Here is a 25,581-nt window from a genome sequence, read left to right as displayed (position 1 = left end):
TTGCTGCCTTGATTATCTGATGTGGAACTACCCTCTACCTGCTGCCCTGCTTTTTCCCTGATCGCCCCAGTGCCATGAGCACCCCGAACTGGATCATCAGTCCCACTGCCAGCAGCAGCCATGCCGAATCGATGATCATCGAGGCGACATACAGCAGGCCGCTGATGCTGGCGGGGACCAGGGCGTAGGGAATCTGGGTGCGCACGTGGGCGATGTGATCCGAGCCGGCAAAGATCGAGGCCATCACCGTGGTATCGGAAATGGGCGAGCAGTGATCGCCGAAGATCGAGCCGGAGAAGATGGCGCCGATCGCCATGCTGACCAGCGTCATGTCGCCGCCGGAAAGCTCGAAGCCCAGCGGTACGCCAATGGGCGTGAGAATGGCCATGGCACCCCAGGAGCTGCCGGTAGCAAACGAAATCACCATGGCGATCAGAAAGATCAAAAGCGGCAGAAGCCCCGGCGAGAGCCAGTCGCGGGTGGCGCTGATGACATGCTCGCCGGTATCCAGCGCGCCGGTGACCGTGCCGATGCTCCAGGCCAGAACCATGATCACCAGCGCCGGCAGCATGGTGCGAAATCCTGTCAGCAGCGTCTCTTCGCAATCCTTGAGGGTCTGACGCTGTAAAAGCGCCATGACCATGCCGGTGACCACCATGGCAAAGGCGGCCCAGGAGAGCGCCACACTCACGTCGGTGTCCGCCAGCGCGTCCATGATCGTCGCACCCTCGGCGCCGCCGCCGGTATACCAGAGCCCCCAGCAGGCCACACCGATCAGCACCACCAGGGGCAGCACAAAGTGCCGGAGTTGGCCGCGCCCTTCGGGCACCTCGCCCAGGTCGGCATCCACGTTGGAAAGCGGGGTATCGCCGGGGGCGACCAGCTCCCCGGTTTCCGTGGCGCGGCGCTGGGCCTGTGCCATGGGGCCGAAGTCGCCGGTCAGCAGAATCATCGGTACGGAGGCCAGACAGAGCAGGGCATAGAAGTTCCAGGGAATCGACTGCAAAAAGAGGTGATAGGGCTCCGCCGAGGCGATGCTCAGCCCCACCAGTGCGCCGGCAATCAGCGAGACCTGATAGCCGATCCAGTCCGATACCGGGCCCAGCGTCGCCATGGGGGCGGAGGTGGCGTCCATCACCCAGGCCAGCTTCTCGCGCGACTGGCGCTGACGGGCGGTCAGGTCGCGCGTGGCGTTACCCACGATGACCGAGTTGACGTAGTCGTTGAAAAAGATCACCACGCCCAGCGCCCAGGTCAGCAGCAGCGATGCCCGCCCGGAGTGAATGCGTCTGGCCAGCGCGCGCGCCAGCGCCTGAGAGCCGCCGGTACGGTGCATGAAGGCCGCGCCCGCGCCGAGCAGTGCCACCAGCACCAGAAAGCGGGCGTTCCACTCATCGGTCATGACCTCGGCGAACCAGTCGAAGGTCTGGCCCACCGCCGCGATGGGATCACCCGCTACCAGCCAGCCGCCCAGCCAGATGCTGACAAACAGCGAGACGTTGACCCGGCGGGTCGCCAGGGCCAGCGCCACGGCAGCGAGCGGCGGCAGCAGTGATATCAACGCGTCCATGCACGGCCCCTTTTCCTGTTGGCACTGTGGCTATTGGAAGCACAGTCAGAGCGGAATATGCAAGATGACTTATCGATAACACGCTCGGCCACTAGCTGCTGCTCATGGTCCTGGCGTCGTGACTCTTTCCCACGCCAGCACGCCTTCAATGGCGCCCTCATCGTCCAGCATCCCTTCCCGGGCAAACTGCGCCCACAGCGCACGCAGTCGGCGGCCGCTGTTTTCAAGATCCTGCTCGGTCATGCCCTCGACAATGCCGGCGTGCTGCCATTCGGCCCAGCCGGCAAACAGCAGGGCGAGATCGATGCTGTGGCAGGCGCCTCGGGCGGCGCGAGTGCTGCCCCAGTCCAGCCGATAGCGCCAGGAGCGTCCGCCGGCGTTGGCATGGCGCTGGGCAAAGCGTTCGGCGGGGCGGGAGTAGAGACGGCGGGTAATGGTTCGGCTCAGCGTTTGCCGCAGCCAGGCGCCGATGACCGGCAGGCGGAACAGCCCCTGTAGCGGCTCGGCTTCGGGCATGAACAGTTCCGCTTCATCCACGTTGTGGCCAATCAGCAGGTCGCAGTGGGGCGCGCGCCGCTCGAGCGCTGTATGACGTTGATCGAGCGGCGGCAACGGCGCCCGGCCGAACTGCACGCCGAAGGGCATCAGGCCACCGGGCAGATAGCGCTGGCCGATTTTTTCGACCTCGCGCTGGGCGTCCAGACAGGCTTTCAGCGAACTGTGCTCGTCGACGCTCAAAGCGGCCCTGGCCATGGCGGCATGCATGGCACGGCGGCCGGGGGTAATGCCCAGCGGGGCGCTCTGAAGGATGGCGCGCTGGAAAAGACCACGGGTCTCATCGGCGGTCATTAGATGGGCGATGGCATCGCCCCCGGCCGATTCGCCGAACAGGGTGACGTTGTCCGGGTCGCCGCCAAAGGCCGCGATGTTGTCCCTGATCCATTGCAGCGCGGCGATCATGTCCAATAGCCCGAGATTGGCAGGTCGGGTCCCTGTCTCTCCCTGAGCTTTTGTTTCTCCCGGGAACGTGCCACCCACGAAGCCGAAAAGGCCCAGGCGATAGGTAATGCTAACGACGATCACGTCCTGCTCGGATACCAGCGGCCCGGGGTCGTGGATGGGCAGATCGCCCGCGCCGAGAACGTAGGAGCCGCCGTGTATCCACACCATGACCGGGCGCGGCGTCGTGGCCGGCTGTGCCGGCAGGCAGATGGACAGCCGGGTGCAGTCTTCTTGTTGCGCCATGGCGCCGGGCGAGGCGCCCAGCAGCCGGGCAAAGGCCTGCATGGGGCGCTGCGGGCTGGCCGGCGCCCACTGCGTGGCGTTGAGCGGCGCCCCAAACCGTGTCAGCCGCTCGGGCGGTTGAAAGCGCCGGGTGCGGGCGTAGGGGATGCCGGTGGCGCGGAGCACGTCGCCGTCACGCCAGCCGATGATCTCCCCGGCCGGCGCGCTGAACCGGGGCGGGGCTGCTGTGGTCTCTGCCATCCGGGTCTCTTGCCATAAAGTCGTGTGACGATCGCCCGACGAGCGTGGCCGTTACTGCCGGGTGCAGGCCGTCAGGGCGAACGTGCGGGCCGGGTGTCTATCCCAGCACCTGCGGGTTGAGATGCCAGGTACTCCAGGTCAGTGCGGTGGCCAGCGTCACCCAGGCCAGATAGGGCACCAGCAGGGCGCCGGCCAGCGGTTTGATGCGCCAGAAGGCGATCAGGGTGGCCAGGATCAGACACCAGAGCACGACCGTGCCGGCAAAGGAGACCGCGCCCAGGTGCCAGACAAAGTAGAGCCAGCTCCACAGGGCGTTGAGTGCCAGCTGCACCACAAACAGCGTGAGTGCCGAGCGCACGTTCTGCACCGGTTTTTCCCGCCACACGAGCCAGGCGGCGATGCCCATCAGGGCGTAGAGCGTGGTCCAGACCGGCCCAAAGGCACCGGCCGGCGGCGCCCAGGAGGGCTGCTGCAGCTGCTGGTAGAAATCGGCAGCATTGACGGAGGCGACGGCGCCGATGGTGGCCGCGATATAGGCCAGCACCAGCCAGCCGGCCAGGCCGAAGAGCTGTTGACGTTGGGTAAGTGACGGCATGCCATGTCTCTTTCTGGAAAGTCTGCTGTTCAGGTGCCCCCGGGTCGCGTCCGGCGACGCCGCGAGGTGTACCCATCCTACACAATAGCGCTCGCGATCGGGTGTCACAGTGGGGCAGGATGTCTCACAACGCGTGATATCGACAGGAGACACCATGCAGATTGCGATCATGGGCGCCGGCGCGGTCGGCAGTTACTACGGCGCGCTGCTGGCGCGGGCCGGCCATGAAGTCACGCTGATCGGCCGCACCGCCCACGTCGAGGCGGTCAATCGATCGGGATTGATACTGGAGACGGCTTCCGGGCATGAAACGCTCGACGTCACGGCCAGTACGGCAGTCGAGGCGCTCAGGGAAGCCGAGCTGGTGCTCTTTTGCGTTAAATCCACCGATACCGAAGAAGCCGGCACGGCGATGGCGCCGGTCATTGCGGACAGCGCCGTCATCCTGAGTCTGCAAAACGGCGTGGACAACGCCGAGCGGCTCGCCGCGATACTGGGTCGTAAGGTGATTCCGGTGGTGGTGTATGCCGCCGTGGCCATGGCGGGACCGGGGCACGTGCGCCATCACGGCCGCGGCGAGCTGGCGCTGGGCGTCTCCCCCATGAGTGAGGCTCTGGCAGGGCTGTTTGAGCGTGCCGATATCCCGACACAGGTGGCCGATAACGTCACCGCCATGCTGTGGGCGAAGCTTGTGGTCAACTGCGCCTGGAATGCGGTGTCGGCCGTGACGCAAAAGCCTTATGGCGCGCTAATGGCGATCGAGGGCACCCGCGAACTGGTGGCGTCAACCGTTGCCGAGTGCCGGGCCGTGGCACAGGCCTGTGGGGTGCCCCTGCCGGAGGATATCGAGCATTCGACCCTCATGATCGCCGAGCACATGGCGGAGCAGCGCTCCTCGACGGCACAGGATCTGGCCCGCGCTCGCCCCAGCGAAATCGAACATCTCAACGGCTTTATCGTGCGCCAGGGGCAGGCCCACGGCATGGCCACCCCCATCAACCATACCCTGCTCGTACTGGTCCGCGCCCTGGAGCAGGGGGACGCATTGTCCGGCTGATGGGGCGCACCGATGATGCCTATCTATCACCACCGCCACTTTGACAGGGAGACAGGACATGCAAAACGTTCAGGAGTCGCCGGTACGGGTCGGCATGATGGGGCTTGGCAGCATGGGCATGCCGATGGCGCGCAATCTGCTGGCCGCTCGCGTGGCGAGCCGGGTCAGCGTGTACGGCCGCTCGCCGGACAGGTTGACGCCGGCGCTGGAAGCGGGCGCCGAGCGCTGTGACACGCCGAAGGCGCTGGCGTCGCAAAGCGATGTTGTCATCACGGTGCTGCCGGACCTGCCTCAGCTCGAGGCGCTGCTCGAGGGCGAAGAGGGCCTGCTGGCCGGGCTGTCGGGGCCGCTGCTGCTGGTGGTCTGCTCGACCTCGTCGCCTGAAGGGGTGCGCGCCCTGGCCCACACACTGGATGAGAAAAGCCAGGGGCGGATTCACGTGCTGGATGCGCCACTGTCCGGCGGCACGGACGGCGCCGAAGCGGGCCGGCTGTCCATCATGGTGGGCGGCGCTGACGCGGATCTTGAATGGGCGCGCCCGGTGCTGGAGACGATGGGCACGCCGGTACTGCTGGGGCCGCTGGGCGCGGGTGAGGTGGCCAAGGCCTGCAACCAGATGGTGGTGGCCGCCACCATGGTGGCGCTGTCGGAAGCGACCACCATCGCCGAGCGTGCGGGGCTGGATGTCGAGAAACTGCTCACCTGCCTGGGCGGCGGCTATGCCGGTGGGCGCTTTCTGGAATCCCGCAAGCAGCGCCTGATCGACAAGGACTACACCCCCTCCGGTATGGCCCGCTACATGACCAAGGATCTCGGGTTTGCGCGTGACGAGGCCGCGCAGCAGCAGGTCGTGACGCCGCAGCTGTCCACGCTGCTGACGCTTTACGAGGCTCTGGACGCTCGCGGGTTGGGCGAACTGGATCTGACCGTGACACAGCGCTATATCGCCGAGCTGGACCAACAGCCAGACAGTGGTGGGCAGGGCTGACGGCGAGGGAGCGACAGCCGACATCCGTCAATACATGCCGGCGTCAGCGCGCCGGCATGCGGCTCGTCATTCGCCGAACAGCGTGGCCAGAATGCGGCGACCGCCGCCGTTTTCCCGGTGCTCGCCGAGCCAGATGCCCTGCCAGGTGCCGGTGGCCAGCCGGCCGTTGTCAACGGCCAGGGTCAGTTCGGTGCCCATGAGGCTGGCCTTGATGTGGGCGGGCATGTCGTCCGGGCCTTCCATGGTGTGGCGGAAGTAGGGTAGATCGCCCGGAATGCGGTCACGGAAAAAGGCTTCCATATCGTGGCGTACGTCGGGATCGGCGTTTTCATTGAGCGTCAGCGATGCCGAGGTGTGCAGCATCTGCAGGTGTAACAGTCCGGTAGAGATCTCCTGCATCCGGCTTAACTGGCTCAGGATGTCATCGGTGATGAGGTGAAAGCCGCGCTTGTAGGGCTTGAGGGTAATCTGCTGGCGGTACCACATGGGGAATGGCTCCTTGCTGTTGAATCCGATGTCTCAAGGGTAGATGAGCACGTCGATGGCGTCTTCCGGGGGCCATTGCTTCGGTGGTATCGACGCTGCCAGGACCAGGGTCGAATATACGCTCAGGAGAAGATATGTCGGGATGATGCAAGTCGACATACCGTGTCAGCTGCTGTTCATGCGTCATGATCAATACCTGTCAGGCCTCGGCCGGGAGAATCGCCATGAACCAGATGCGCCTTTACATGTTCCAGACCGGCACGCTCCAGTGTCGCCGCTGCAATATCAGCATGAATGCCGGACTCGATGACTACGAGATACCGGTGCCCTGGTATCTGATTACCCATCCGCGGGGCCATGTGGTCATTGATGGCGGCTGCGCCGTGGAGTGTGCCCATGATGCGCAGGGACACTGGGGCGATATCACGTCGGTCTATCAGCCGGTCATGCGCGAGGAGGAGGGGTGCGTTCAGGCGCTCCAGGCCATGGGGATCGCGCCGGAAGAGATCGCGTATGTGCTGCACAGCCATCTCCATCTTGACCACACCGGCGCCACCGGGCGCTTCCCCAATGCCGTTCATGTCGTTCGTCGGCGCGAGTATGAATACGCCATGGCCCCGGACTGGTTTGCCGCCGGCGGCTATATCCGCCGGGACTTCGACCGTCCCGGGATCGAGTGGCAATTTCTCGACGACAGCGAGGATGGCCATGATCTGTTTGGTGACGGCGCGATCCGCTTTATCTTCACGCCCGGTCACGCTCCCGGCCACGCCAGTTTTCTGATTCATCTCGAGGAGACCGGGCCGGTACTGCTGGCAGTGGATGCGGCCTACACCATGGACCACTGGAACGAAAAGGCATTGCCGGGCTTTCTGGCCTCGACGGTCGATGCCGTGCGCTCGGTGCAAAAGCTGCATGCGCTGGCGCGCAAAACGCAGGCCATGGTGGTCACCGGGCATGACCCCGAGGCCTGGCCGACGTTTCGCCATGCCCCCGAATACTACAGCTGAGTTCAACGCGATCGTCGCCGCTGTTGTGCCCATGTCATGATCAGGGAGAGTGCCATGAAAACCCGTGCCGCCATTCTGCGAGAGATGCAAAAGCCCCGCCCCTACGGGACGTCACAGCCCTTGTCGATCGAGGAGGTGACGCTGGACCCGCCCGGCCGCGGCGAGGTGCTGGTGCGCATCCGCGCCGCGGGGTTGTGTCACTCGGATTTGTCCACCATCAACGGCGATCGTCCGCGGCCGCTGCCGATGGCGCTGGGCCATGAGGCGGCCGGTGAGGTGGTTGAGGTGGGCGAGGGTGTCGATGATTTGAAGGCCGGCGATCATGTGGTGTTCTCCTTTGCCCCCAACTGCGGTACCTGCGCCTTTTGCCTGTCCGGTGAGGCGGCGCTGTGTCAACCGGGGGCATCGGCCAACACCGCCGGGCACCTTCTGGGCGGTGGCATGCGGCTGCATCGGGGGGATGAGACGATCCATCACCATATCGGGGTCTCCGGATTTGCCGAGTACGCCGTGGCCTCGCGCCGTTCACTGACGCGCATCGATCCCGAGCTGCCGTTTCATATTGCGGCGCTGTTTGGCTGCGCGGTGCTGACCGGGGTCGGCGCGGTGGTGCATACCGGTGAGCTGAGGCTGGGGCAGTCGGTGCTGGTGGTCGGGCTGGGCGGCGTGGGCCTGGCCGCGGTGCTGGGGGCGCTAGGCGGGGGCGCCCGTCAGGTGATTGCCGCCGACATCGATGCCGACAAGCTGGAAATGGCCAGGGCCATGGGGGCGACCCATGTGGTCAACAGCGGCGATGATAATGCCATCGAGCAGGTGCGCGATATCAGCGGCGGCGGGGTCAATCTGGCCACCGAATTTGCCGGCGTGGCGCCGGCGCTGGAGTTTGCCTTTGAGTGTACCCGGCGCGGCGGCACCACGGTAACGTCGGGGTTGCCGCATCCGGACGTGCGACTGTCGATCAGCCCGACGCGCATGGTGGCCGAGCAGCGCACGCTCAAGGGCTCCTATCTGGGCGGCCATGTGCCGACGCTGGATGTGCCGGAGTATATCGCGCTCTATCAGGCCGGACGGTTGCCGGTGGACCGGCTTTTGACCCATCGATTGCGCCTTGATGAGATCAACGAGGGCTTCGAGCGTCTGGCGCAGGGCCGGGCCATTCGTCAGGTCATCGATCTCTGATTGTCGGGGAATGGGCGCTATCAAGGGGAGACACGAGCCGGGTGCAATGCCGGCAGGCCTGCTAACCTGAGGGGCATCTTTGGGCGCTTCATCGTGGGTTATCAGGAGAAGATCATGGATCAGAGCCGTACCGAGAAGGACAGCATGGGCGAGCTGGAAGTGCCGATGGCGGCACTGTATGGCGCCCAGACCCAGCGGGCGATCAACAACTTTCCGGTCAGCGGTCAGCCCATGCCGGCGTCGTTCATCGCGGCAGTGGCACGGGTCAAGCGTGCCGCGGCCGAGGTCAACCTGGACCTTGGCCTGCTGGATGAGGGACGGGCGCTGGCAATCGTCAAGGCCGCCGATGCGATCATTCGCGGCGAGCATGACGATCAGTTTCCGATTGATATCTATCAGACCGGGTCGGGCACCTCGACCAACATGAACGTCAACGAGGTGATCTCGCATCTGGCCTCGCGGGCCGATCTCGAGATCGGGCCCAACGATCACGTCAACATGGGCCAGAGCAGCAACGATACGATTCCGACGGCGCTGCATGTCTCGATCGCCATGGAGCTTCACGAGCGCCTGCTGCCGACGCTCAGGCATCTGCAGGCGACCATCGACGAGAAGGCCGCGGCGCTGGATGACGTGGTCAAGACCGGTCGTACGCACCTGATGGATGCCATGCCGGTGCGCATGAGTCAGGAGCTGGGCGGCTGGTCCAGTCAGGTGGCGCAGTCCATCGAGCGCCTTGAAAGCGGCATGACGCGGCTGCTGCGCCTGGCGCAGGGCGGCACGGCCGTGGGGAGCGGCATCAATGCCCATCCGGAGTTTGCCGAGCGTTTTGCCAAACGTCTTTCCGAGCAGACGGGACTGTCGTTTACGCCCGCGGACAGCTTCTTTGCGGCGCTGGGCTCGCAGGATGCCACCGTGGAAATGTCCGGCCATCTCAAGGCTTACGCCTGTGCGCTGATGAAGATCAGCAACGACCTGCGCTGGATGAACTCCGGGCCGCTGGCAGGGCTTGGCGAGATCGAGCTGGAGGCGCTGCAGCCGGGCAGCTCGATCATGCCGGGCAAGGTCAACCCGGTGATTCCCGAGTCGGCGGCGCAGGTGGCCGCCCAGGTCATCGGCAACGATGCCGCGGTGGCCGTTGGCGGCCAATCGGGCAACTTTCAGCTCAACGTCATGCTGCCGCTGATGGCGCACAATGTGCTGAGCTCGATATCGCTTTTGAACAACGTGTCGCAGCTGATGGCGGACAAGGCCATCAAGAGCTTTACCGTTCGCCGCGACAATATCGAGGCGCCGCTGGCGCGCAATCCGGTGCTGGTCACGGCTCTCAACCCGGTGCTTGGCTACAACGAAGCGGCGCGTGTGGCCAAAAAGGCCTATCAGGAAGGCCGGCCGATCATTGAGGTGGCGCAGGAAGAAACCGGGCTTTCCCGCGAGGAGCTCGAGCGCTATCTCGATCCGGCGCAGCTGACGCATGGCGGCATTCAGGAATAAGCGTACCTGCTGTCCGGTATCAAAAAGGGCCCCGTTCGGGGCCCTTTTTCGTGTGCGGCATCCTCGACCGGCTGCGGTGCGGGATCAGTGCGCCAGGGCGTGATCCGGCGACGGCGTGCCGACCGGCTCGTTCATGTCGTCAGGGCGGGCGGTGTCCATGCGACCGGTCACGTACGCCTGCAGGCGCTGGCGCTGAGCGTCATTGAGGCGCATGTCCATCTTGGTACGACGCCAGAGGATGTCATCGGCCTGGGTGGCCCATTCATGGTCGATCAGGTAATCCACCTCGGCACGGGTGAGGCCGGCACCGAAGTCCTCGCCCAGCCCGTTGTTATCGACCACGCCATCGAGGAACGTCTCGCACAGCGTGCCGTAGCTGGAGGCAAACCGGCGGGCGCGCTCGTCACCCAGAAACGGATACCGGTCGGTCAGCTTGCGGGTGTAGGCCTCGCGGGAGCCGATGTCGCCGCCCGGTAGCGCCCGCTTGTCGGTCCAGGGCTTGCCCATGCTGGGGAACCAGGGCTCGATCTTCTCCATGGCGGCTTCCGAGAGCCGGCGGAAGGTGGTGATCTTGCCGCCAAAGACCGACAGCATCGGGGCCCCGGAGTCGTCCAGCGACAGCGTGTAGTCGCGCGTCATGGCCGACGGATCATCGGATTCGTCGTCACACAGCGGCCGTACGCCGGAGTAGCTGGTCACCACGTCATCACGGGTCATCTGCTCTCTGAAGTGGTCGTTGACCACGCGCAGCAGATAATCGGTCTCTTCGTCGCTGATGGTGATATGGGTCGGGTCGCCGTCATAGCTCTGGTCGGTCGTGCCGATCAGGCTGTAGTCGTTTTGCCAGGGCAGGACAAAGACGATGCGCTTGTCCTCGTTTTGCAGGATATAGGCGCGATCGTCGCCGTTGATGCGGCGCGTGACGATATGGCTGCCCTTGATCATGTTGATGCCATAGCGCGACTGGCGCTGGGTATTGCCCCGGATGAAGGCCTCGACCCACGGGCCGGCCGCGTTGATCAGCGCCTTCGCACGGCGCAGTATCTGTTCGCCGGTACGGGTATTTTCCAGCGTGATCTCCCAGACACCGTTTTTTTCAACGGCGTTGACGCAGCGGGTGCGCACCAGAATTTCGCCGCCCTGTTCCTGCGCCTGCAGGGCGTTGAGCACGACCAGGCGGGCATCGTCGACCCAGCAGTCGGAGTATTCGAAGCCGCGCTTGATGTCGGGCTTGAGCGCGCTGTTGTTGTCGAATTTCAGCGATTTCGAGCCAAGCAGGGTGTCGCGCGGGCTCAGATGGTCGTACAGAAACAGACCGGCGCGCAGCATCCAGGCCGGGCGCAGGTGCTGGCGATGCGGCAGGATAAAACGCAGCGGCCAGATGATATGAGGTGCCTTGTTGAGCAGTACCTCGCGCTCGTGGAGCGCCTCGCGTACCAGGCGAAATTCCTTGTGCTCCAGATAGCGCAGACCGCCATGGATCAGCTTGCTGGAAGCCGAGGAGGTCGCACTGGCAAGGTCAGCCTGTTCACAGAGTCCGACGCTGAGACCGCGACCGGCGGCATCGTTGGCAATACCGGTGCCGTTGATGCCGCCGCCGATGATGAAAAGGTCCAGAACCGGGGTGTCCATTGCGGAAGTCTTGTCGGAAGTCATGCGCCTGCCTTGCGCGTCTGCGCCGGATAGGGAATTGGAAAACGCGGTAACGATACCATCACCAATGTTCGAATGTGAACATAAGTCATGTTCAAAAGAACATCAAGTCATCCGTCATTGTCTGATGTCATCGCCGTGATCGATTCCCTTTTGGCGCTGTTCCTTCCCTGTCAGGGGCAGACGTTGAGAGTGATGCCGTGCTCGTTGAGCAGGCGTCGGATGCCGTCCGGCGGCTCCTGGTCGGTAAAGAGACCGTGGATCTGGCGCAGGTGGCCCAAACGGACCACGGCGTTGCGCGCAAACTTGGAGTGGTCGGCGGCCAGATAGACCTGACGCGAGTTGCTGATGATCGCCTGCGCCACTCGAACCTCCTGATAGTCGAAGTCGAGCAGGGCGCCATCCTCGTCGATGCTGCTGATACCGATGATGCCGAAATCGACCTTGAACTGATTGATGAAATCCACCGTGGCCTCGCCAATGATGCCGCCATCACGCGAGCGCACGCTGCCGCCGGCCACGATGACATTGAAGTCCTCGCGGTGCTGGAGCGTGGCGGCCACGTTGAGATTGTTGGTGATGACTTCCAGCCCGTGGTGGTTGAGCAGCGCCTCGGCGATCAGTTCGGTACTGGTGCCGATGTTGATGAAAAGCGAACTTTGATCGGGGATCTGCTCGGCCAGCGCCCGTGCAATGCGGGCCTTGGCCTCGTGGTTGATCAGCTTGCGAGCGCTGTAGGCCGTATTGACAGTGCTGGATTCCAGCAGGCCGGCGCCGCCATGTACCCGTCGTAGTACCTGTTCATCGGCCAGCACCTTGAGATCGCGCCGGATGGTCTGTGGTGTGACATTGAAATGCTGTGCCAGCTGTTCAATGGTCGCGTACCCCTGACGCTTGACCATGTCAACAATGGTGCTGTGGCGTTCCTGTTGGGTCATGTCCTGTACCGTCCTGTCCGTAGGCTTTGGGGCTGATCGGAGACCAGGTTATCCCGCTGCCATTGTCCCGGCAATAGCCGCGTCACCGGCGTTTTCGTTCGAGCCGGATCCGTGTTCATCCGGCAACAGCGCATGTTGCTCAACGATCAGCCGGAGACGCTGGCAATGGTGTGTAATACTAAGGTTTAAAGCTCGTTTTGTGTTTTAAAATCAACATTTTAAGTTTGTATCTGGAAAAAGTCGCAAACGGCACATCGTATTTTTCAATGGTTTCTATAGGATGCGCGAAAAGCAACACGGGCACGCCCTGAGTGTGTAAAAATCAACGTTATCCGGGGTAGACCATGGGAATCATTGAAACCATTCTGGTTCATGAAATCGCCGGCACGGCCATCCTGACGCTGCTGGGGTGTGGTGTGGTGGCCAACGTGCTGTTGAACAGGACCAACGGTCACGGCAGCGACGGCATCGTCATCTTTTTCGGCTGGGGGCTGGCGGTCTTTGCAGCCGTTTATGTCGCCTACGATACCGGCGCCCATATCAACCCGGCCGTGACGCTTGGCCTGCTCATCGGGCCGGCGCAGGAGTATGCCGAGGGCATCCCGATCACGTTTGCCACCACGATGGCCTATCTGGTGGCCGAATTCATCGGTGGCTTCCTCGGGGCAGTGGTGTGCTATCTCGCTTACAAGAAGCACTACGATGACACCGAGGATGCCGGCGCCATCCTCGCCACGTTCTCGACCGGGCCTGCCATCAGGTCCTATGGGTGGAACATCGTGACCGAGGCCATCGGGACATTCGTGCTGATCTTTGTGATCATCATGTTCGGATACACCCCCAGCGGTCTCGGGCCGCTCGCGGTGGCGCTGCTGGTGGTGTCGATCGGCGCGTCGCTGGGTGGGCCGACGGGCTACGCTATCAACCCGGCACGCGATCTCGGCCCGCGTATCGCGCATGCCGTCTTGCCCATTAAAAACAAGGGCAGCAACGACTGGGGCTATGCGCTGGTCCCCGTCATCGGTCCCATCATTGGCAGCACCCTGGCCGCACTGGCCGCGCAAATCTATTGAATCGTTAGCAGGCCATAGCGCCGCTCGTATTAAATCGAGGAGTTGATACCCATGAGCCAGCAGAAAAAGTACATTCTCGCCATCGATCAGGGAACGACCAGCTCGCGCTCGATGCTGTTTGACCATGAAGGCCGTGTGGCGGGCATCGCTCAGCGCGAATTCGAGCAGATCTTCCCGCGTCCGGGCTGGGTCGAACACAATCCGCGTGAAATCATGACCAGCGTGCTGACCACACTGGCCGAGGTCATCAATAACTCGGAAGTCGATGTCAGCGACATTGCCTCGATCGGCATTACCAATCAGCGTGAAACCACGGTGATCTGGGACAGGAATACGGGGCATGCGGTCTACAACGCCATCGTCTGGCAGTCGCGCCACTCCGCCGAGATCTGCGATGAGCTGCGAGAGGCCGGCCATGCCGACATGATTCGCGACAAGACCGGGCTGGTCATCGATGCCTATTTCTCGGCCACCAAGTTGAAGTGGATCTTCGACAACGTCGAGGGGGTGAAGGAGAAGGCCGAGAAGGGCGATCTACTGTTCGGCACCATCGACAGCTGGCTGGTGTGGAACCTGACCGGCGGCAAGGTGCATGTCACCGACGTGAGCAACGCCTCGCGCACGATGCTCTACAACATTCGCGAGCGCCAGTGGGACAAGGAGCTGCTGGAGCTGTTCGAGGTGCCGGAAAGCATGCTGCCCGAGGTGAAGTCCAACAGCGAAGTCTACGGCCACGTACTGCCGAAGTACCTGTTCGGCCACGAGGTGCCGATTGCCGGCATGGCGGGCGATCAGAACGCGGCACTGTTCGGCCAGGCCTGCTTCAAGCCCGGCATGGCCAAGAACACCTACGGCACCGGCTGCTTCACGCTGATGAATACCGGTACCGAAGCGACGCCCTCCGACAATGGGCTTTTGACCACCGTGGCCTGGGAGGTCGAGGGCACGATGGAGTACGCGCTGGAGGGCAGCGTGTTTGTGGCCGGCTCGGTGATTCAGTGGCTGCGTGACGGGCTGCGCATGCTGGGCAGGGCGTCCGACTCGGAAGCCTACGCCGAGCGTGCCGGCAGCAACGATGGCGTTTATATGGTGCCGGCATTTACCGGCCTGGGGGCGCCGTACTGGAACTCCAACGTGCGTGGTGCCATGTTTGGGCTGACGCGCGGCACGACCAAGGAGCACTTCATCCGTGCCGCGGTCGAGTCGCTGGCGTATCAGAGTGCTGATGTCCTGTATGCCATGCAAAACGATGCCGATATCGCGCTGGCCGAGCTGCGCACCGACGGCGGCGCCATCTCCAACAATTTCCTCGCCCAGTTCCAGGCCGATATCCTCGGCGTGGATGTGCTGCGCTGCGAGATCAATGAGACCACCGCACTCGGTGCGGCCTATCTGGCCGGTCTGGCGGTCGGCTTCTGGGAGTCGCGTGATGAGATCGCCGAGTACTGGGCGCTGGAGCGCAAGTTCGAACCCAACATGAGCGACAAGCAGCGCAACGAGCTCTACGACGGCTGGAAGCAGGCGGTCGAAGCCACCATGGGCTTTCGCGTCGACTCGTGACAGCAAATAGCACGCTGCGCTGATGCCCGGGCCTGCTGATCCTGTCGGCAGGCCCGGTCTGTTTTCGACGATGGGTCGATCGTGATATCGACGCCTGTCGGAGGTCTCCGGAGAGGGTGTCGATTCCTGCAAGGGCATGTTTTATAACAATACCGTGGTCAAACGGTTGCGCTCGCAAAGAAAATCAGTACAATAGCGCAGCGTTGAAACGGCACTCGCACCGCCTTGAAGCAGGACCGTAGCTCAGTTGGTTAGAGCGCCACGTTGACATCGTGGAGGTCAGCGGTTCAAATCCGCTCGGTCCTACCATTGCCTCAAACGGAAAGTCAGGTGGTTTCAGCGAATATCGATTTGAAGGACCGTAGCTCAGTTGGTTAGAGCGCCACGTTGACATCGTGGAGGTCAGCGGTTCAAATCCGCTCGGTCCTACCAGAACATTAAAAACCCCGCTTCGGCGGGGTTTTTTTATGGCCTGTCGTCAGGTGCTCAGATCGGGCAGATCAGTCTGCTCCATCAGCACCCGGCACAGCGCTTCGATCCCTTCCTGATCCTCGACGGCGAAACGCCCGGGCAGAGGGCTGTCCAGGTCCAGCACCCCCCAGAGTCGATCATGGCTGATCAGCGGGATGACCAGCTCCGAGCGTGATGCCGCGTCGCAGGCGATGTGGCCCGGGAAAGCGTGTACGTCTTCCACGCGCTGGGTCTGGCGCGTGCGCGCGGCGGCGCCACAGACGCCTTCTTCAAAGGTGATGGGGTTGCACGCCGGCTGCCCCTGAAACGGCCCGAGTCGCAGGACGCGTTCTTCACGCTGCAGATAAAAGCCGGCCCAGTTCAGATCGGGAATCTGCTGAAAAATGAAGGCGGTCATCTGCGAGGTATTGGTGATCCAGTCCCGCGTATCGAGCAGGGCCTTCAGCTGGCGCTCGAGCATGGCGTAATCGGTGGTGGGTCGTGTGTCGTTCATGCGTCGTCTCGGTGGCGGTAACAAAAAGGGCCGGCATGGGCCGGCCCCGGTCAGCCATATGGGGATTTACTGGTCGGTTTCCCAGCCGGCGATGGCGCCGCCCTGGAAAAGCTCCTCGGCGCGGTCAATGACCTGCTGGCTCTGGAAGGCGTCGACGAGATGCTGCACCTTCTCGCTGTCCTGATCGCCCTGGCGCACCACGATCAGGTTCACGTAGGGGGAATCACCGTCCTCGACAATCAGCGCCTGATCCAGCGTCATGTCGGCGGCGACCGAGTAGGTGCTGTTGATAAACGCCATGTCGACATCCGGCAGCGCACGCGTGAGCTGGGCAGCGTCCAGTTCGCGCAGCTGGTAGTTGTGCGGATTGTCGGTGATGTCATCCGGCGTGGCGGTCGGGCTCTGCGGATCATTCAGTGTGATCAGGTCTTCACGCGCCAGCAGCAGCAGGGCGCGGGCCTCGTTGGACGGGTCGTTGGGCACGGCGATGGTGGCGCCTTCGGGCAGCTCGTCGATGCTGTCATACTTGTCGGAATAGGCGCCGATCGGGTAGACGAACGTCTTGCCGGCGGCGACGAAGTCAAAGCCGCGGTCTTCCATCATGGTGTCCAGATAGGGCTGGTGCTGATAGGCGTTGGCGTCGATGCTGCCGTCGTCGAGCGCGGCGTTGGGGGAGACATAATCGTTGAATTCGGTGATTTCAACGTTGAGTCCGTACTGCTTTTGAGCCACTTCCGCGGCGGTTTCCATCAGGGCCGTTTCCGGGCCTGCCATGGTGCCGACACGAATGGTGTTGTCGTCGTCGCTCTGGCCGCCACAGCCGGCGAGGGCGACACTGGCGCCGATTGCCAGGGCTGCGCCCAGCCCCTTCGGTGAAATTTTCATGGGCAATATCCTTCCATTGGGGTCGACAGGCGGGGCTGTCGACAGGGTTTAACGGGCCATCATCAGTGCCCGTGGGTCTCGTCGTTGTTGTTCGGAATGCGTTGTTGCCGGCGGATGATCTGGCGCTAGCGATGGCGACTGCGATGGACGAAGAAGTCGCCCAGCATCTGAACGCCCTGCACCATGACCACCATGATCAGTACCGTCACCAGCATGACCATCGGGTTATAGCGGGAGTAGCCGTAGTTGTAGGCCACGGCCCCCAGCCCACCGGCACCGATGGCGCCGGCCATGGCGCTATAGCCGATCAGTGCGATGATGGTGATGGTGGCGGCCGTGATCAGCCCGCCCCGCGCCTCCGGCAGCAGAACACGGGTGATGATCTGCCAAGGGGTCGCGCCCATCGATTCCGCGGCTTCGATCAGGCCGTGGGGCACCTCATTGAGGGCGCCCTCGACCAGGCGCGCTACAAAGGGAATGGCGGCAATGCTCAGCGGTACCAGTGCAGCAGTGGTACCGATATAGGAGCCCACCAGCCAGCGAGTAAAGGGCGCCAGTGCCAGCATCAGGATGATAAACGGCACCGATCGTCCGACGTTGACGATCAGGCTGATCACACGGTTGAGTGCCGGCAGGGCCATGATGCGGTTTTCCCGGGTGACATAGAGCGCCACACCCATCACGATGCCCAGCGCGATGCCGATGACCCCGCTGAAAAAGACCAGATAGAAGGTGTCGACAACAGCGTCGAGAATACGATCAATCATGGCGCTGGACATGGCCGAGTACCTCCGTTTGAACGTCCAGTGTGTGCAGGTGATCCATGGCGGCGTTGATGGTGGTCCCGGCGCCGTCGAGCTCCACGATCATCAGACCCAGCGTGCGGCCCTGAATGTTTTCAACGCGCGCCTGCAGGATGCGCAGTCGGATGCCGAAGCGCTGCTCAAGCCGTGTCATCAGCTCGCTGGACAGTGACTGACCACGAAAGGTGAGCCGGACCACGGGCAGGCTGTCTTGGCCGGCGCTGTCCGTCAGGCGCTGGAGCAGGGCATTGGAGGGGGCCAGCTGCAGGAAATCGTTGAGAAAGACGCGGCCTTCCTCGGTCGCCGGGCGGGTGAAGAAATCCCCCACCGGCGAGGTTTCCACCAGCGCGCCGCCGCTGATCAGGGCGACCTGATCGCAGATGGTCCTGACCACTTCCATCTCGTGCGTGATCAGCAAAATGGTCAGCCCCAGGCGCTGATTGATGTCTCTCAACAGCGCCAGGATAGAGCTGGTGGTCTGCGGGTCGAGTGCCGAGGTGGCTTCATCGCACAGCAGCGCCTTCGGATTGCTGGCCAGTGCCCGGGCGATCGCCACCCGCTGTTTCTGGCCGCCGGAAAGGGCGGCCGGATAGGCACTGGCGCGCTCATCAAGCCCGGTCAGCGCCAGCAGCTCATCGATACGCTGATCGATGTCACGGCGCGGCGTACCGATCAGCTCGAGTGGCAGGCCGATATTGCCGCGGACAGTGCGTGACTCCAGCAGATTGAAGTGTTGAAAGATCATGCCGATGCCGTGGCGTGCCTTTCGCAGCGCGTCCTTGTTCAGGGCCGTCAGCTCCTGGCCGGCCACGAATACCCGGCCCCGGGTCGGGCGCTCGAGCAGATTGACGCACCGAATCAGCGTGCTCTTGCCGGCACCGGATACACCAATGACGCCGGTGATACTGCCGGGGGCCACTTCCAGGTTAACGTCCTTGAGAGCCGTCACGGCCCTGGCGCCCTGACCGTATACTCGGGTCACATTTTCAAGTCGAATCATCGGATGGGAATGTCTTAAAGGCAGTTGGATCTTGCACCACCGGGCGCGTACCTGACGTGGTGAATATGATCGTCGTGAAACGTGTGCTGGGCACAAGGCGCGACAGTATACTTGATTCATCGTCGTCACGCGTCATGGCGAGGCGATATGAAAAAGCGCCGAGTGCGTGACGTCAGTATCGACCGGTGACAGGGTGGCTTCAGCACCGGGTGACAGTGTGGCTGTACCAGGCGAACATGGACGTTTCATCTATCGAAGAGGCCATCATGTTTACCGGTATCGTACAGGGCATGGCCCGGGTGGTCGCCATCGAGCGCCTGGAAGGACTCAATCGCCATATTATCGAGATGCCCGAACCGCTTCTCGAGGGGCTGGCTCACGGCGCATCGGTCGCGCACAACGGCTGCTGTCTGAGTGTCACGACCATCGACGGGGCGCACATCGGGTTTGATCTCATGCGCGAAACCCTGGCCCTGACCAATCTGGGCGCGCTCGAGGTCGGGAATTATGTCAACGTGGAGCGGGCGGCCCGTCTGGGGGACGAGATCGGCGGGCACGCCATGTCGGGGCACGTCATGTGCATGGCCACACTTGTCTCGCGCGAGGATGCGCCCAACAACTGCCGACTCTGGTTCGAGCTGCCTCCGCAATGGACGAGATTTCTGTTCGACAAGGGCTATATCGGTATCGATGGCATCAGCCTGACCATTGGGGAGGTGAGGGACAACCGGTTCTGTGTCAATCTGATTCCCGATACGCTGGCACGCACCACGATCGGCGCCCGGGCGATCGGCGATGGCGTCAATATCGAAATCGATCCCCAGACGCAGATGATTGTCGAGACGGTCGAGCGGGTGCTGGCGGCAAGAGGGTGAAAATACGTGCCGATGTGGCCGGCGCGGGTCGCTTGCGCGGGTGCCATTGGGTAAAATGACACTGTTTATATAAAGCGACCGGCACTGTCCGGTCGTTTTGCATATGGGTCGACGAGAGATTGAACGTGGCGACAAGTATTTACGGCGACTATATCAAGTCGGTGATTCGTACCGTGAAGGATTGGCCGGAACCCGGCGTCAACTTTCGCGACATCACACCGGTACTGCAGAACAGCGCTGCCTTTCGCAAGCTGATCGACAGCTTTGTCCATCGCTATCAGGAACTTGATATCGATGCCATTGCGGCAATCGATGCGCGCGGCTTTATCATCGGTGCGCCGCTGGCCTATGAGCTGGGCTGCAGCTTCGTGCCGGTGCGCAAAAAGGGCAAGCTTCCCTTCAGAACCATCAGCGAGACCTACAGTCTCGAGTATGGTGAGTCCACCGTGGAGCTGCATTCGGATGCGTTTCAAAAGGGCGACAGGATCCTGCTGGTGGATGATCTGATCGCCACGGGCGGCACCATGCTGGCGGCGGCTCGGCTGATCGAGCGCAGCGGCGGCATCATCGTTGAAACGGCCGCCATCATCGATCTGCCCGAGATTGGCGGCGGTGACATGATTCGTGCCGAAGGCTACAGCGTCTTTGCAGCCTGCACCTTTACCGAAGACGAATAAGCAGGGCAGACGTGTCTCCCTCGACACACAGGATATTTCAATGAGTACCGAGCGCTATCACAACCAGTTCACCATCTCCTGGGATCGCCTTCACCGCGACGTCCGCATGCTGTGTCATCAGCTCATGGAGCGCGATTACAAGGGCATCGTGGCCATCACCCGCGGCGGTCTGATTCCGGCCGCCCTGATTGCAAGAGAGCTTGATATCCGCCTGATCGATACGGTCTGCATCAAAAGCTATGAGCACATGGAGCAAAGCAGTCTCAACGTGCTCAAGGGCATCGATCATGACGGTGACGGGTGGCTGCTGGTGGATGATCTGGTCGATACCGGCAAGACGGCCGGGGCGGTGCGGGAGATGATGCCGCGTGCGCATTTCGTGACCATCTATGCCAAGCCGGAAGGGCGCCCGATGGTGGATCAGTATCTCACCGAAGTGGCTCAGGATACCTGGATCCAGTTCCCCTGGGACATGGGCGTCTCCTTTGTCGAGCCGCTGGTGGATCAGTTTCGTACCCGCAAGGAGTAACCATGGCCCTGCCGCTGCCCGAGAGCTGGCGCCGCTATCTCGGCGACGAAGTGGATGCGCCGTACATGCAGGCCCTGAGAGCCTTCCTGCGTCATGAGAAGGACCAGCGCAAGGTCATCTATCCATCCTCCGACAACTGGTTCCGCGCCTTTGAGCTGACGCCGCTCGAGAGTGTCAGGGTCGTCATCCTGGGGCAGGACCCCTATCACGGGCCGGGCCAGGCGCACGGTCTGTGCTTTTCGGTGCGTCCGGAAGTGGCGATTCCGCCGTCGCTTGTCAATATCTACAAGGAGCTGCAGAGCGACGAGGTGGCCTTTGAGCCGGTCAATCACGGCTTTCTGGAAAGCTGGGCGCGTCAGGGCGTGCTGCTGCTCAACAGCGTGTTGACCGTCGAGCGTGGGCAGGCCGCTGCCCATCGCGGTCAGGGGTGGGAAACGTTTACCGACCGTGCCATCGAGGTCATCAACGAGCACTGCACCAACGTGGTCTTTCTGCTCTGGGGCAGCTATGCCCAGAAAAAGGCGGCCTTCGTGGACCGGTCGAAGCATCTGGTACTGCATGCGCCGCATCCCTCACCGTTGGCGGCGCATCGCGGTTTTTTCGGGTGTCAGCACTTTTCGAAAACCAACGCCTTTCTGACGCAGAAGGGCGAGGCGCCCATCGACTGGCGTCTGCCCTCGCTCGAGCAGCTGTCCAGCGCTTAATCAGCGTCATGTCAATGTGTCAATATGTCCTCTATTGTCGGTGGATGGCGACTTAACCACCTTCGTGCGCCGGCGTAGAATAGAGGACACTTGCGCTGTCCATCGAAGAAAGGGGACAGTGATATTCTTCCATCAGGTCGTACAATCACCATGAATGTTCATACCATTGATCACCCTCTCGTCAAACACAAGCTTGGGCTGCTGCGAGGGGCGGGGATCAGTACCAAGCACTTTCGCGAGCTGGCCAACGAGCTCGCCACCCTTTTGACCTATGAGGCCACCAAGGGGCTCGAGCTGGGTGAGGAAACCATCGAGGGCTGGAGCGGCAAGCCGCTGAAGGTGGATCAGATTCGGGGCAAGAAGGTCACGGTCGTACCGATTTTGCGTGCGGGCCTTGGCATGCTTGATGGCGTGACGACCCTGCTGCCGAGTGCTCGCATCAGCGTTGTGGGGCTTTATCGCAACGAGGAGACGCTGGAGCCGGTCCCCTATTTCGAAAAGTTCGTGCAGGATCTGGATGAGCGTCTGGCCATCGTTGTGGATCCGATGCTGGCCACGGGGGGCTCGATGGCCGCTACGCTGGACATGCTCAAGGCCAAGGGCTGCCGTCAGATCAAGGTCATTGTACTGGTGGCAACGCCCGAGGGCATCGCCCGCGTGTCCCGGTCGCACCCGGAGATCGAGCTGTATACGGCGGCGGTCGATGAGGGCCTCGACAGCCATGGCTATATTATCCCCGGGCTCGGCGATGCCGGTGACAAGCTCTTCGGCACACGCTGACAGCACTCATGGATAACCGAGCCTGCATTACCGGTGTGGTGCTTGCCGGCGGTCTGGGGCGGCGCATGGGCGGCGTTGACAAGGGGCTGGTCGAACTTGCCGGCCGGCCGCTGGTCAGCCATGTGCTGGCAGCGGTGGCGCCCCGGGTATCCCGGGTCATGATCAATGCCAATCGCCATCATCAGGCGTATGCCGCGCTGGGCTATCCGGTGATTGCCGATCTCATACCGGACAGTGCCGGGCCACTGGCCGGGTTTCATGCCGCACTCAGAGCGGCAGCCACGCCGTTGGTGCTGATGGTGCCCTGTGATACGCCGGCGCTGCCCGACGACCTGGTCGAGGCGCTCTGGACGACGCTTGCCAACCACGATGTGGATATCGTTTACGCCAGCGATCAGGTGCGGGCGCATCCCACCATCGCCCTTGTGAAGCGGTCGCTGGTTGATGATCTGGAGCAGTGGTTGAATGGCGGGGGGCGCAAGATCGATCAGTGGTATGCGCGTCATCCGCATGCGGCCTGTCATTTCGATAATGCCCGGGCCTTTGTCAATATCAACACACCCAGCGACAGGGACGCCTTTGGTCGATGATCATGTCACGGGCCATGCGGGGCCGGGTCTGACCGTCGGCAGGTAACCGTGTTGCCTTGTTCTGTCAGGTACCATGACGCAGCTGACCCTTTCCGAGATTCACACACCACTGCTGGGCATTGCGGCCTGGAGTGGTACGGGCAAGACAACGCTGCTGGAAGCCCTGCTGCCTGCTCTGCGCGCGCGCGGTCTCAATGTGGCCGTGATCAAGCATGCCCATCATGAGTTTGATGTCGATGTCCCGGGCAAGGACAGTCACCGTCTTCGAACGGCGGGGGCGGCGCCCATGCTGGTGGCTTCCGGCAAGCGTTTTGCCCTGATGATGGAAACCCCCGGGCAGGAGGAGCCCTGCCTGCCGACCCTGCTGAATCAGGTGCTGGCGCTGTCGCCGGATCTGGTGCTGATCGAGGGGTTCAAGCAGTGGCCCCTGCCCAAGCTTGAGCTTTATCGTAACGCCGTGGGCAAGTCGCTGCGCGCCTTTGAAGACCCCTGGATACGGGCAGTGGCCACCACCGATGAAGTGACGTTGCCGCAGGGCGTGGAGCGTCTGAATCTTGATGATCATGTCGCCCTGCTGGACTGGCTGGTTGCCTGGCCGTCCCGGTGGCAGGACATGGCCCGGGGGCCGCGTCATGAGTGATTGTTTTGGCAGCCAGCAGACACTGCTTGATGTCGGCGAGGTGCTGGCCCATATCAGGGCTGCAGCGCCGATGCCGGTGGCGACGGAGCGTGTGTCGCTGACGCAGGCCGTGGATCGCATTCTTGCCGAGCCGATCGTGGCCACGCTGCCGCTACCGCGCTATACCGCGTCTGCCATGGACGGTATCGCCTTCGCCTACCAGGACCGTAAAACGTTCAGGCTGGTCGGGGAGGCGCTGGCCGGCCACCCCTTTGAATCAGCGATCGCATCGGGCGAGGCGGTGTCCATCACCACGGGCGCGTCCCTGCCGGTCGGATGTGACACGGTGGTCATGGCGGAAGAAATCGTCACCCGTGGCGACGAGGTCGAGCTGTCCCGGCCCGAGTCCGTTCGAGCAGGGCAGAACGTTCGTCATGCCGGTGAGGAGATCGCCGTGGGGGATCGTGTGCTTGTGCCGGGTACCCCTCTGGGGCCAGCTCAGCTCGGTATGGCCGCCTCACTGGGTCATGCGCATCTCGAAGTGCATCGTCGCCCCAGAGTGGCTATTTTTTCCAGTGGCGATGAGCTCCGGCGTGCCGGAGGCGATGATGACGCTGCTGCCTCTCTTTTCGATGCCAATGCCTTCAGTCTTGCCGCCTGTCTGAAGCGCTGGGGGGCAGATATCGTCATGACCGATATACTGCCTGACCGTCTCGACGACAGCGTGACTTATCTTTCCAGCGCCAGTAGTCAGGCCGATCTGATCATTACCTCCGGGGGGGTATCGGCAGGTCAGGCGGATCTGGTGCGTGCTGCGATCGAGCAGCTGGGCCGGGTGACGTCCTGGCGGGTCGCCATGCGCCCCGGCAAGCCGATGGCTTTTGGCCATATCGGAGAGGTGCCGTTTTTTGGCCTGCCCGGCAATCCCGTCGCGGCCCTGGTGACGCTCATGCAGTTTGTGCAGCCCTTGTTTCGACAGCTTAGCGGATGGGCGCACTGGGAGGCGGTCAAATGGCATGCCATCAGCGAACAGCCCCTGAAAGGTCGGTATGGTCGTCTTGATCTATTGCGGGGTCGCTATCATGTCGATGCTCAGGGGATTATCAGCGTGACTGTCCTGAAAGAGCAGGGCTCGCATCGTTTGAGTTCACTCTATGACGCCAACTGCCTGATAGAGCTGCCCGCTGACAGGGCCGCCTGCGACGCCGGCGCCCCCGTGACCATACAACCGCTTGGAGAATTGATATGACTTTGACCCACCTTAATGAACGGGGTGAGGCCAGCATGGTCGATGTCTCGGACAAGCAGGACAGTCACCGTGAAGCCGTGGCCACCGGTCGTATTGTCATGCAGCCCGAGACATTAAGGCTTCTTGCCGATGGCGACATGCCCAAGGGCGATGTGCTGGCCACAGCGCGGATTGCCGGCATTCAGGCTGCCAAGCGCACCCATGAGCTGATCCCGCTGTGTCATGCGCTGATGCTCTCGAAAGTGACCGTGGATTTTGAGCTTGATACCGATGCCCATTGCGTTCGTGTCAGCGCCTTTTGTCGTCTTGAAGGGCGCACCGGTGTCGAAATGGAGGCGTTAACGGCCGTGTCCGTGGCCTGTCTGACGCTTTATGACATGTGCAAGGCCGTGGATCGTGGCATGGAGATCATGGATGTACGCCTTGAGCATAAAAGCGGCGGGCGTTCGGGCGTCTGGGAGAGAAAGGCGTCGTCGGACACGGCCTCCGGTGACGCCGTAACGCCTGATGCTGATGCCGCTGAATATCCGGAAAAATCTAGTGAAGCAGCCATCCGGATACGCTTTTTTGCCGAGCTCCGGGAGCGTCTGGGTATCGAAAAATTGAGTGTTTTACCAGGGCATCTATCGTCTCCTACACTGATGGCACTCAAGGAGTGGGTAAAAACGCAGGTTGATGCACCACAGGCGCTGGACCAGCCGCGCCTGCTTTGTGCCGTCAATCACGAGATGGTGCAGGGGGATGTATCGCTAAACCCCGGCGATGAGGTCGCCTTTTTCCCGCCCGTTACCGGAGGCTGATCATGACCATCAGCAGCA

The 25,581-nt window shown here is 62.5% G+C and carries 26 protein-coding genes and 2 tRNA genes; 18 read left to right on the top strand and 10 right to left on the bottom strand.

Going from position 1 to position 25,581, the window contains the following annotated elements:
• Positions 1–34: 34 nt before the first annotated feature.
• The 3 genes from M1D97_RS09300 to M1D97_RS09290 form a co-directional block, all read right to left on the bottom strand.
• A complete protein-coding gene (locus M1D97_RS09300) occupies positions 35–1,570 on the bottom strand; it encodes a Na+/H+ antiporter NhaC family protein (protein ID WP_456267464.1) in 1,536 nt (511 codons plus the stop codon).
• Between the two features lie 102 nt (positions 1,571–1,672).
• Entirely contained in the window at positions 1,673–3,055 is a 1,383-nt protein-coding gene (locus tag M1D97_RS09295) for a carboxylesterase family protein (RefSeq protein ID WP_456267463.1), read from the bottom strand.
• Between the two features lie 97 nt (positions 3,056–3,152).
• Positions 3,153–3,650, bottom strand: coding sequence for a TspO/MBR family protein (locus M1D97_RS09290; RefSeq protein WP_456267462.1), 498 nt, complete (start codon positions 3,648–3,650; stop codon positions 3,153–3,155).
• A 154-nt stretch (positions 3,651–3,804) separates the two neighbouring features.
• Here M1D97_RS09290 and M1D97_RS09285 point away from each other — a divergent pair, with 154 nt between their 5' ends.
• Positions 3,805–4,707 (top strand): ketopantoate reductase family protein, encoded by a 903-nt coding sequence (locus tag M1D97_RS09285; RefSeq protein WP_456267461.1) that lies wholly within the window; start codon positions 3,805–3,807, stop codon positions 4,705–4,707.
• Positions 4,708–4,765: 58 nt separating this feature from the next.
• The gene (locus M1D97_RS09280; protein WP_456267460.1) at positions 4,766–5,695 is read left to right on the top strand and encodes an NAD(P)-dependent oxidoreductase; all 930 of its coding nucleotides are present in this window, start codon (positions 4,766–4,768) and stop codon (positions 5,693–5,695) included.
• A gap of 66 nt (positions 5,696–5,761) precedes the next feature.
• On the opposite strand, the gene M1D97_RS09275 is transcribed toward M1D97_RS09280, so the two are convergent.
• Positions 5,762–6,181: a secondary thiamine-phosphate synthase enzyme YjbQ gene (locus M1D97_RS09275; protein WP_456267459.1), complete on the bottom strand. Its 420-nt coding sequence runs from the start codon at positions 6,179–6,181 to the stop codon at positions 5,762–5,764.
• Between the two features lie 224 nt (positions 6,182–6,405).
• On the opposite strand from M1D97_RS09275, the gene attM reads away from it, so the two are divergent.
• From attM to M1D97_RS09260, 3 genes are all read left to right on the top strand, one after another.
• Positions 6,406–7,191, top strand: a complete 786-nt coding sequence (gene attM, locus M1D97_RS09270; RefSeq protein WP_456267458.1) for an AttM family quorum-quenching N-acyl homoserine lactonase — start codon at positions 6,406–6,408, stop codon at positions 7,189–7,191.
• A gap of 54 nt (positions 7,192–7,245) precedes the next feature.
• Positions 7,246–8,370 carry a zinc-dependent alcohol dehydrogenase family protein gene (locus M1D97_RS09265; protein WP_456267457.1) on the top strand — a complete coding sequence of 375 codons (1,125 nt, stop codon included), beginning with the start codon at positions 7,246–7,248 and terminating at the stop codon, positions 8,368–8,370.
• 114 nt (positions 8,371–8,484) lie between these two features.
• Positions 8,485–9,864, top strand: a complete 1,380-nt coding sequence (locus M1D97_RS09260) for a class II fumarate hydratase (protein WP_456267456.1) — start codon at positions 8,485–8,487, stop codon at positions 9,862–9,864.
• A gap of 84 nt (positions 9,865–9,948) precedes the next feature.
• Here M1D97_RS09260 and glpD read toward each other — a convergent pair whose 3' ends face one another.
• Positions 9,949–11,520: a glycerol-3-phosphate dehydrogenase gene (gene glpD / locus M1D97_RS09255; RefSeq protein WP_456267455.1), complete on the bottom strand. Its 1,572-nt coding sequence runs from the start codon at positions 11,518–11,520 to the stop codon at positions 9,949–9,951.
• A gap of 170 nt (positions 11,521–11,690) precedes the next feature.
• Positions 11,691–12,455 (bottom strand): DeoR/GlpR family transcriptional regulator, encoded by a 765-nt coding sequence (locus tag M1D97_RS09250; protein ID WP_456267454.1) that lies wholly within the window; start codon positions 12,453–12,455, stop codon positions 11,691–11,693.
• A 344-nt stretch (positions 12,456–12,799) separates the two neighbouring features.
• Here M1D97_RS09250 and M1D97_RS09245 point away from each other — a divergent pair, with 344 nt between their 5' ends.
• The 4 genes from M1D97_RS09245 to M1D97_RS09230 all read left to right on the top strand — a co-directional run bounded on the left by M1D97_RS09245 (position 12,800) and on the right by M1D97_RS09230 (position 15,520).
• Positions 12,800–13,528, top strand: coding sequence for an MIP/aquaporin family protein (locus M1D97_RS09245; RefSeq protein ID WP_456267453.1), 729 nt, complete (start codon positions 12,800–12,802; stop codon positions 13,526–13,528).
• 51 nt (positions 13,529–13,579) lie between these two features.
• Positions 13,580–15,088, top strand: coding sequence for a glycerol kinase GlpK (gene glpK, locus M1D97_RS09240; protein ID WP_456267452.1), 1,509 nt, complete (start codon positions 13,580–13,582; stop codon positions 15,086–15,088).
• A 232-nt stretch (positions 15,089–15,320) separates the two neighbouring features.
• Positions 15,321–15,397, top strand: a tRNA-Val gene (locus tag M1D97_RS09235).
• Positions 15,398–15,443: 46 nt separating this feature from the next.
• Positions 15,444–15,520 (top strand) — tRNA-Val (locus tag M1D97_RS09230).
• A 46-nt stretch (positions 15,521–15,566) separates the two neighbouring features.
• On the opposite strand, the gene M1D97_RS09225 is transcribed toward M1D97_RS09230, so the two are convergent.
• The 4 genes from M1D97_RS09225 to M1D97_RS09210 form a co-directional block, all read right to left on the bottom strand.
• Positions 15,567–16,052 carry a GAF domain-containing protein gene (locus tag M1D97_RS09225; RefSeq protein WP_456267451.1) on the bottom strand — a complete coding sequence of 162 codons (486 nt, stop codon included), beginning with the start codon at positions 16,050–16,052 and terminating at the stop codon, positions 15,567–15,569.
• A gap of 66 nt (positions 16,053–16,118) precedes the next feature.
• The gene (locus tag M1D97_RS09220) at positions 16,119–16,937 is read right to left on the bottom strand and encodes a MetQ/NlpA family ABC transporter substrate-binding protein (protein ID WP_456267450.1); all 819 of its coding nucleotides are present in this window, start codon (positions 16,935–16,937) and stop codon (positions 16,119–16,121) included.
• Between the two features lie 125 nt (positions 16,938–17,062).
• Positions 17,063–17,716 (bottom strand): methionine ABC transporter permease, encoded by a 654-nt coding sequence (locus M1D97_RS09215; RefSeq protein ID WP_456267449.1) that lies wholly within the window; start codon positions 17,714–17,716, stop codon positions 17,063–17,065.
• Entirely contained in the window at positions 17,697–18,740 is a 1,044-nt protein-coding gene (locus M1D97_RS09210) for a methionine ABC transporter ATP-binding protein (protein ID WP_456267448.1), read from the bottom strand. The genes M1D97_RS09215 and M1D97_RS09210 overlap by 20 nt, the downstream gene beginning before the upstream one ends.
• A gap of 266 nt (positions 18,741–19,006) precedes the next feature.
• On the opposite strand from M1D97_RS09210, the gene M1D97_RS09205 reads away from it, so the two are divergent.
• The 9 genes from M1D97_RS09205 (at position 19,007) to moaC (ending at position 25,563) form a co-directional block, all read left to right on the top strand.
• Positions 19,007–19,615 (top strand): riboflavin synthase subunit alpha, encoded by a 609-nt coding sequence (locus M1D97_RS09205; protein WP_456270202.1) that lies wholly within the window; start codon positions 19,007–19,009, stop codon positions 19,613–19,615.
• Between the two features lie 125 nt (positions 19,616–19,740).
• Positions 19,741–20,292, top strand: coding sequence for an adenine phosphoribosyltransferase (locus M1D97_RS09200; RefSeq protein WP_456267447.1), 552 nt, complete (start codon positions 19,741–19,743; stop codon positions 20,290–20,292).
• Between the two features lie 40 nt (positions 20,293–20,332).
• Positions 20,333–20,821, top strand: a complete 489-nt coding sequence (gene gpt / locus M1D97_RS09195) for a xanthine phosphoribosyltransferase (protein ID WP_456267446.1) — start codon at positions 20,333–20,335, stop codon at positions 20,819–20,821.
• Between the two features lie 2 nt (positions 20,822–20,823).
• Complete coding sequence (gene ung / locus M1D97_RS09190; protein ID WP_456267445.1) at positions 20,824–21,525, top strand: uracil-DNA glycosylase; 702 nt, start codon at positions 20,824–20,826, stop codon at positions 21,523–21,525.
• A 150-nt stretch (positions 21,526–21,675) separates the two neighbouring features.
• Positions 21,676–22,305, top strand: coding sequence for a uracil phosphoribosyltransferase (gene upp / locus M1D97_RS09185; RefSeq protein ID WP_456267444.1), 630 nt, complete (start codon positions 21,676–21,678; stop codon positions 22,303–22,305).
• Positions 22,306–22,313: 8 nt separating this feature from the next.
• Positions 22,314–22,895, top strand: coding sequence for a molybdenum cofactor guanylyltransferase MobA (gene mobA / locus M1D97_RS09180; protein ID WP_456267443.1), 582 nt, complete (start codon positions 22,314–22,316; stop codon positions 22,893–22,895).
• 73 nt (positions 22,896–22,968) lie between these two features.
• On the top strand, positions 22,969–23,535 hold the full coding sequence (gene mobB, locus M1D97_RS09175; RefSeq protein ID WP_456267442.1) for a molybdopterin-guanine dinucleotide biosynthesis protein B: 567 nt from the start codon (positions 22,969–22,971) through the stop codon (positions 23,533–23,535).
• On the top strand, positions 23,528–24,763 hold the full coding sequence (locus tag M1D97_RS09170; protein WP_456267441.1) for a molybdopterin molybdotransferase MoeA: 1,236 nt from the start codon (positions 23,528–23,530) through the stop codon (positions 24,761–24,763). The genes mobB and M1D97_RS09170 overlap by 8 nt, the downstream gene beginning before the upstream one ends.
• Positions 24,760–25,563: a cyclic pyranopterin monophosphate synthase MoaC gene (moaC, locus tag M1D97_RS09165; protein ID WP_456267440.1), complete on the top strand. Its 804-nt coding sequence runs from the start codon at positions 24,760–24,762 to the stop codon at positions 25,561–25,563. The genes M1D97_RS09170 and moaC overlap by 4 nt, the downstream gene beginning before the upstream one ends.
• The last annotated feature ends 18 nt before the right edge of the window (positions 25,564–25,581 follow it).

This window comes from Kushneria sp. AK178, from assembly GCF_053903105.1.
Note: the sequence above shows the minus strand (reverse complement) of the source record. Positions and strands in the feature narration are given on the sequence as shown.

Coding starts and splice junctions, on each gene's coding strand:
- M1D97_RS09295 (WP_456267463.1), bottom strand. CDS start 3,055: ATGGCAGAGACCACAGCAGCCCCGCCCCGGTTCAGCGCGCCGGCCGGG.
- glpD (WP_456267455.1), bottom strand. CDS start 11,520: ATGACTTCCGACAAGACTTCCGCAATGGACACCCCGGTTCTGGACCTT.
- M1D97_RS09210 (WP_456267448.1), bottom strand. CDS start 18,740: ATGATTCGACTTGAAAATGTGACCCGAGTATACGGTCAGGGCGCCAGG.
- moaC (WP_456267440.1), top strand. CDS start 24,760: ATGACTTTGACCCACCTTAATGAACGGGGTGAGGCCAGCATGGTCGAT.
- M1D97_RS09300 (WP_456267464.1), bottom strand. CDS start 1,570: ATGGACGCGTTGATATCACTGCTGCCGCCGCTCGCTGCCGTGGCGCTG.
- M1D97_RS09280 (WP_456267460.1), top strand. CDS start 4,766: ATGCAAAACGTTCAGGAGTCGCCGGTACGGGTCGGCATGATGGGGCTT.
- M1D97_RS09285 (WP_456267461.1), top strand. CDS start 3,805: ATGCAGATTGCGATCATGGGCGCCGGCGCGGTCGGCAGTTACTACGGC.
- M1D97_RS09205 (WP_456270202.1), top strand. CDS start 19,007: ATGTTTACCGGTATCGTACAGGGCATGGCCCGGGTGGTCGCCATCGAG.
- M1D97_RS09170 (WP_456267441.1), top strand. CDS start 23,528: ATGAGTGATTGTTTTGGCAGCCAGCAGACACTGCTTGATGTCGGCGAG.
- M1D97_RS09265 (WP_456267457.1), top strand. CDS start 7,246: ATGAAAACCCGTGCCGCCATTCTGCGAGAGATGCAAAAGCCCCGCCCC.
- attM (WP_456267458.1), top strand. CDS start 6,406: ATGAACCAGATGCGCCTTTACATGTTCCAGACCGGCACGCTCCAGTGT.
- M1D97_RS09260 (WP_456267456.1), top strand. CDS start 8,485: ATGGATCAGAGCCGTACCGAGAAGGACAGCATGGGCGAGCTGGAAGTG.
- M1D97_RS09220 (WP_456267450.1), bottom strand. CDS start 16,937: ATGAAAATTTCACCGAAGGGGCTGGGCGCAGCCCTGGCAATCGGCGCC.
- M1D97_RS09215 (WP_456267449.1), bottom strand. CDS start 17,716: ATGTCCAGCGCCATGATTGATCGTATTCTCGACGCTGTTGTCGACACC.
- M1D97_RS09225 (WP_456267451.1), bottom strand. CDS start 16,052: ATGAACGACACACGACCCACCACCGATTACGCCATGCTCGAGCGCCAG.
- M1D97_RS09275 (WP_456267459.1), bottom strand. CDS start 6,181: ATGTGGTACCGCCAGCAGATTACCCTCAAGCCCTACAAGCGCGGCTTT.
- upp (WP_456267444.1), top strand. CDS start 21,676: ATGAATGTTCATACCATTGATCACCCTCTCGTCAAACACAAGCTTGGG.
- M1D97_RS09290 (WP_456267462.1), bottom strand. CDS start 3,650: ATGCCGTCACTTACCCAACGTCAACAGCTCTTCGGCCTGGCCGGCTGG.
- glpK (WP_456267452.1), top strand. CDS start 13,580: ATGAGCCAGCAGAAAAAGTACATTCTCGCCATCGATCAGGGAACGACC.
- mobA (WP_456267443.1), top strand. CDS start 22,314: ATGGATAACCGAGCCTGCATTACCGGTGTGGTGCTTGCCGGCGGTCTG.
- M1D97_RS09245 (WP_456267453.1), top strand. CDS start 12,800: ATGGGAATCATTGAAACCATTCTGGTTCATGAAATCGCCGGCACGGCC.
- M1D97_RS09250 (WP_456267454.1), bottom strand. CDS start 12,455: ATGACCCAACAGGAACGCCACAGCACCATTGTTGACATGGTCAAGCGT.
- mobB (WP_456267442.1), top strand. CDS start 22,969: ATGACGCAGCTGACCCTTTCCGAGATTCACACACCACTGCTGGGCATT.
- gpt (WP_456267446.1), top strand. CDS start 20,333: ATGAGTACCGAGCGCTATCACAACCAGTTCACCATCTCCTGGGATCGC.
- ung (WP_456267445.1), top strand. CDS start 20,824: ATGGCCCTGCCGCTGCCCGAGAGCTGGCGCCGCTATCTCGGCGACGAA.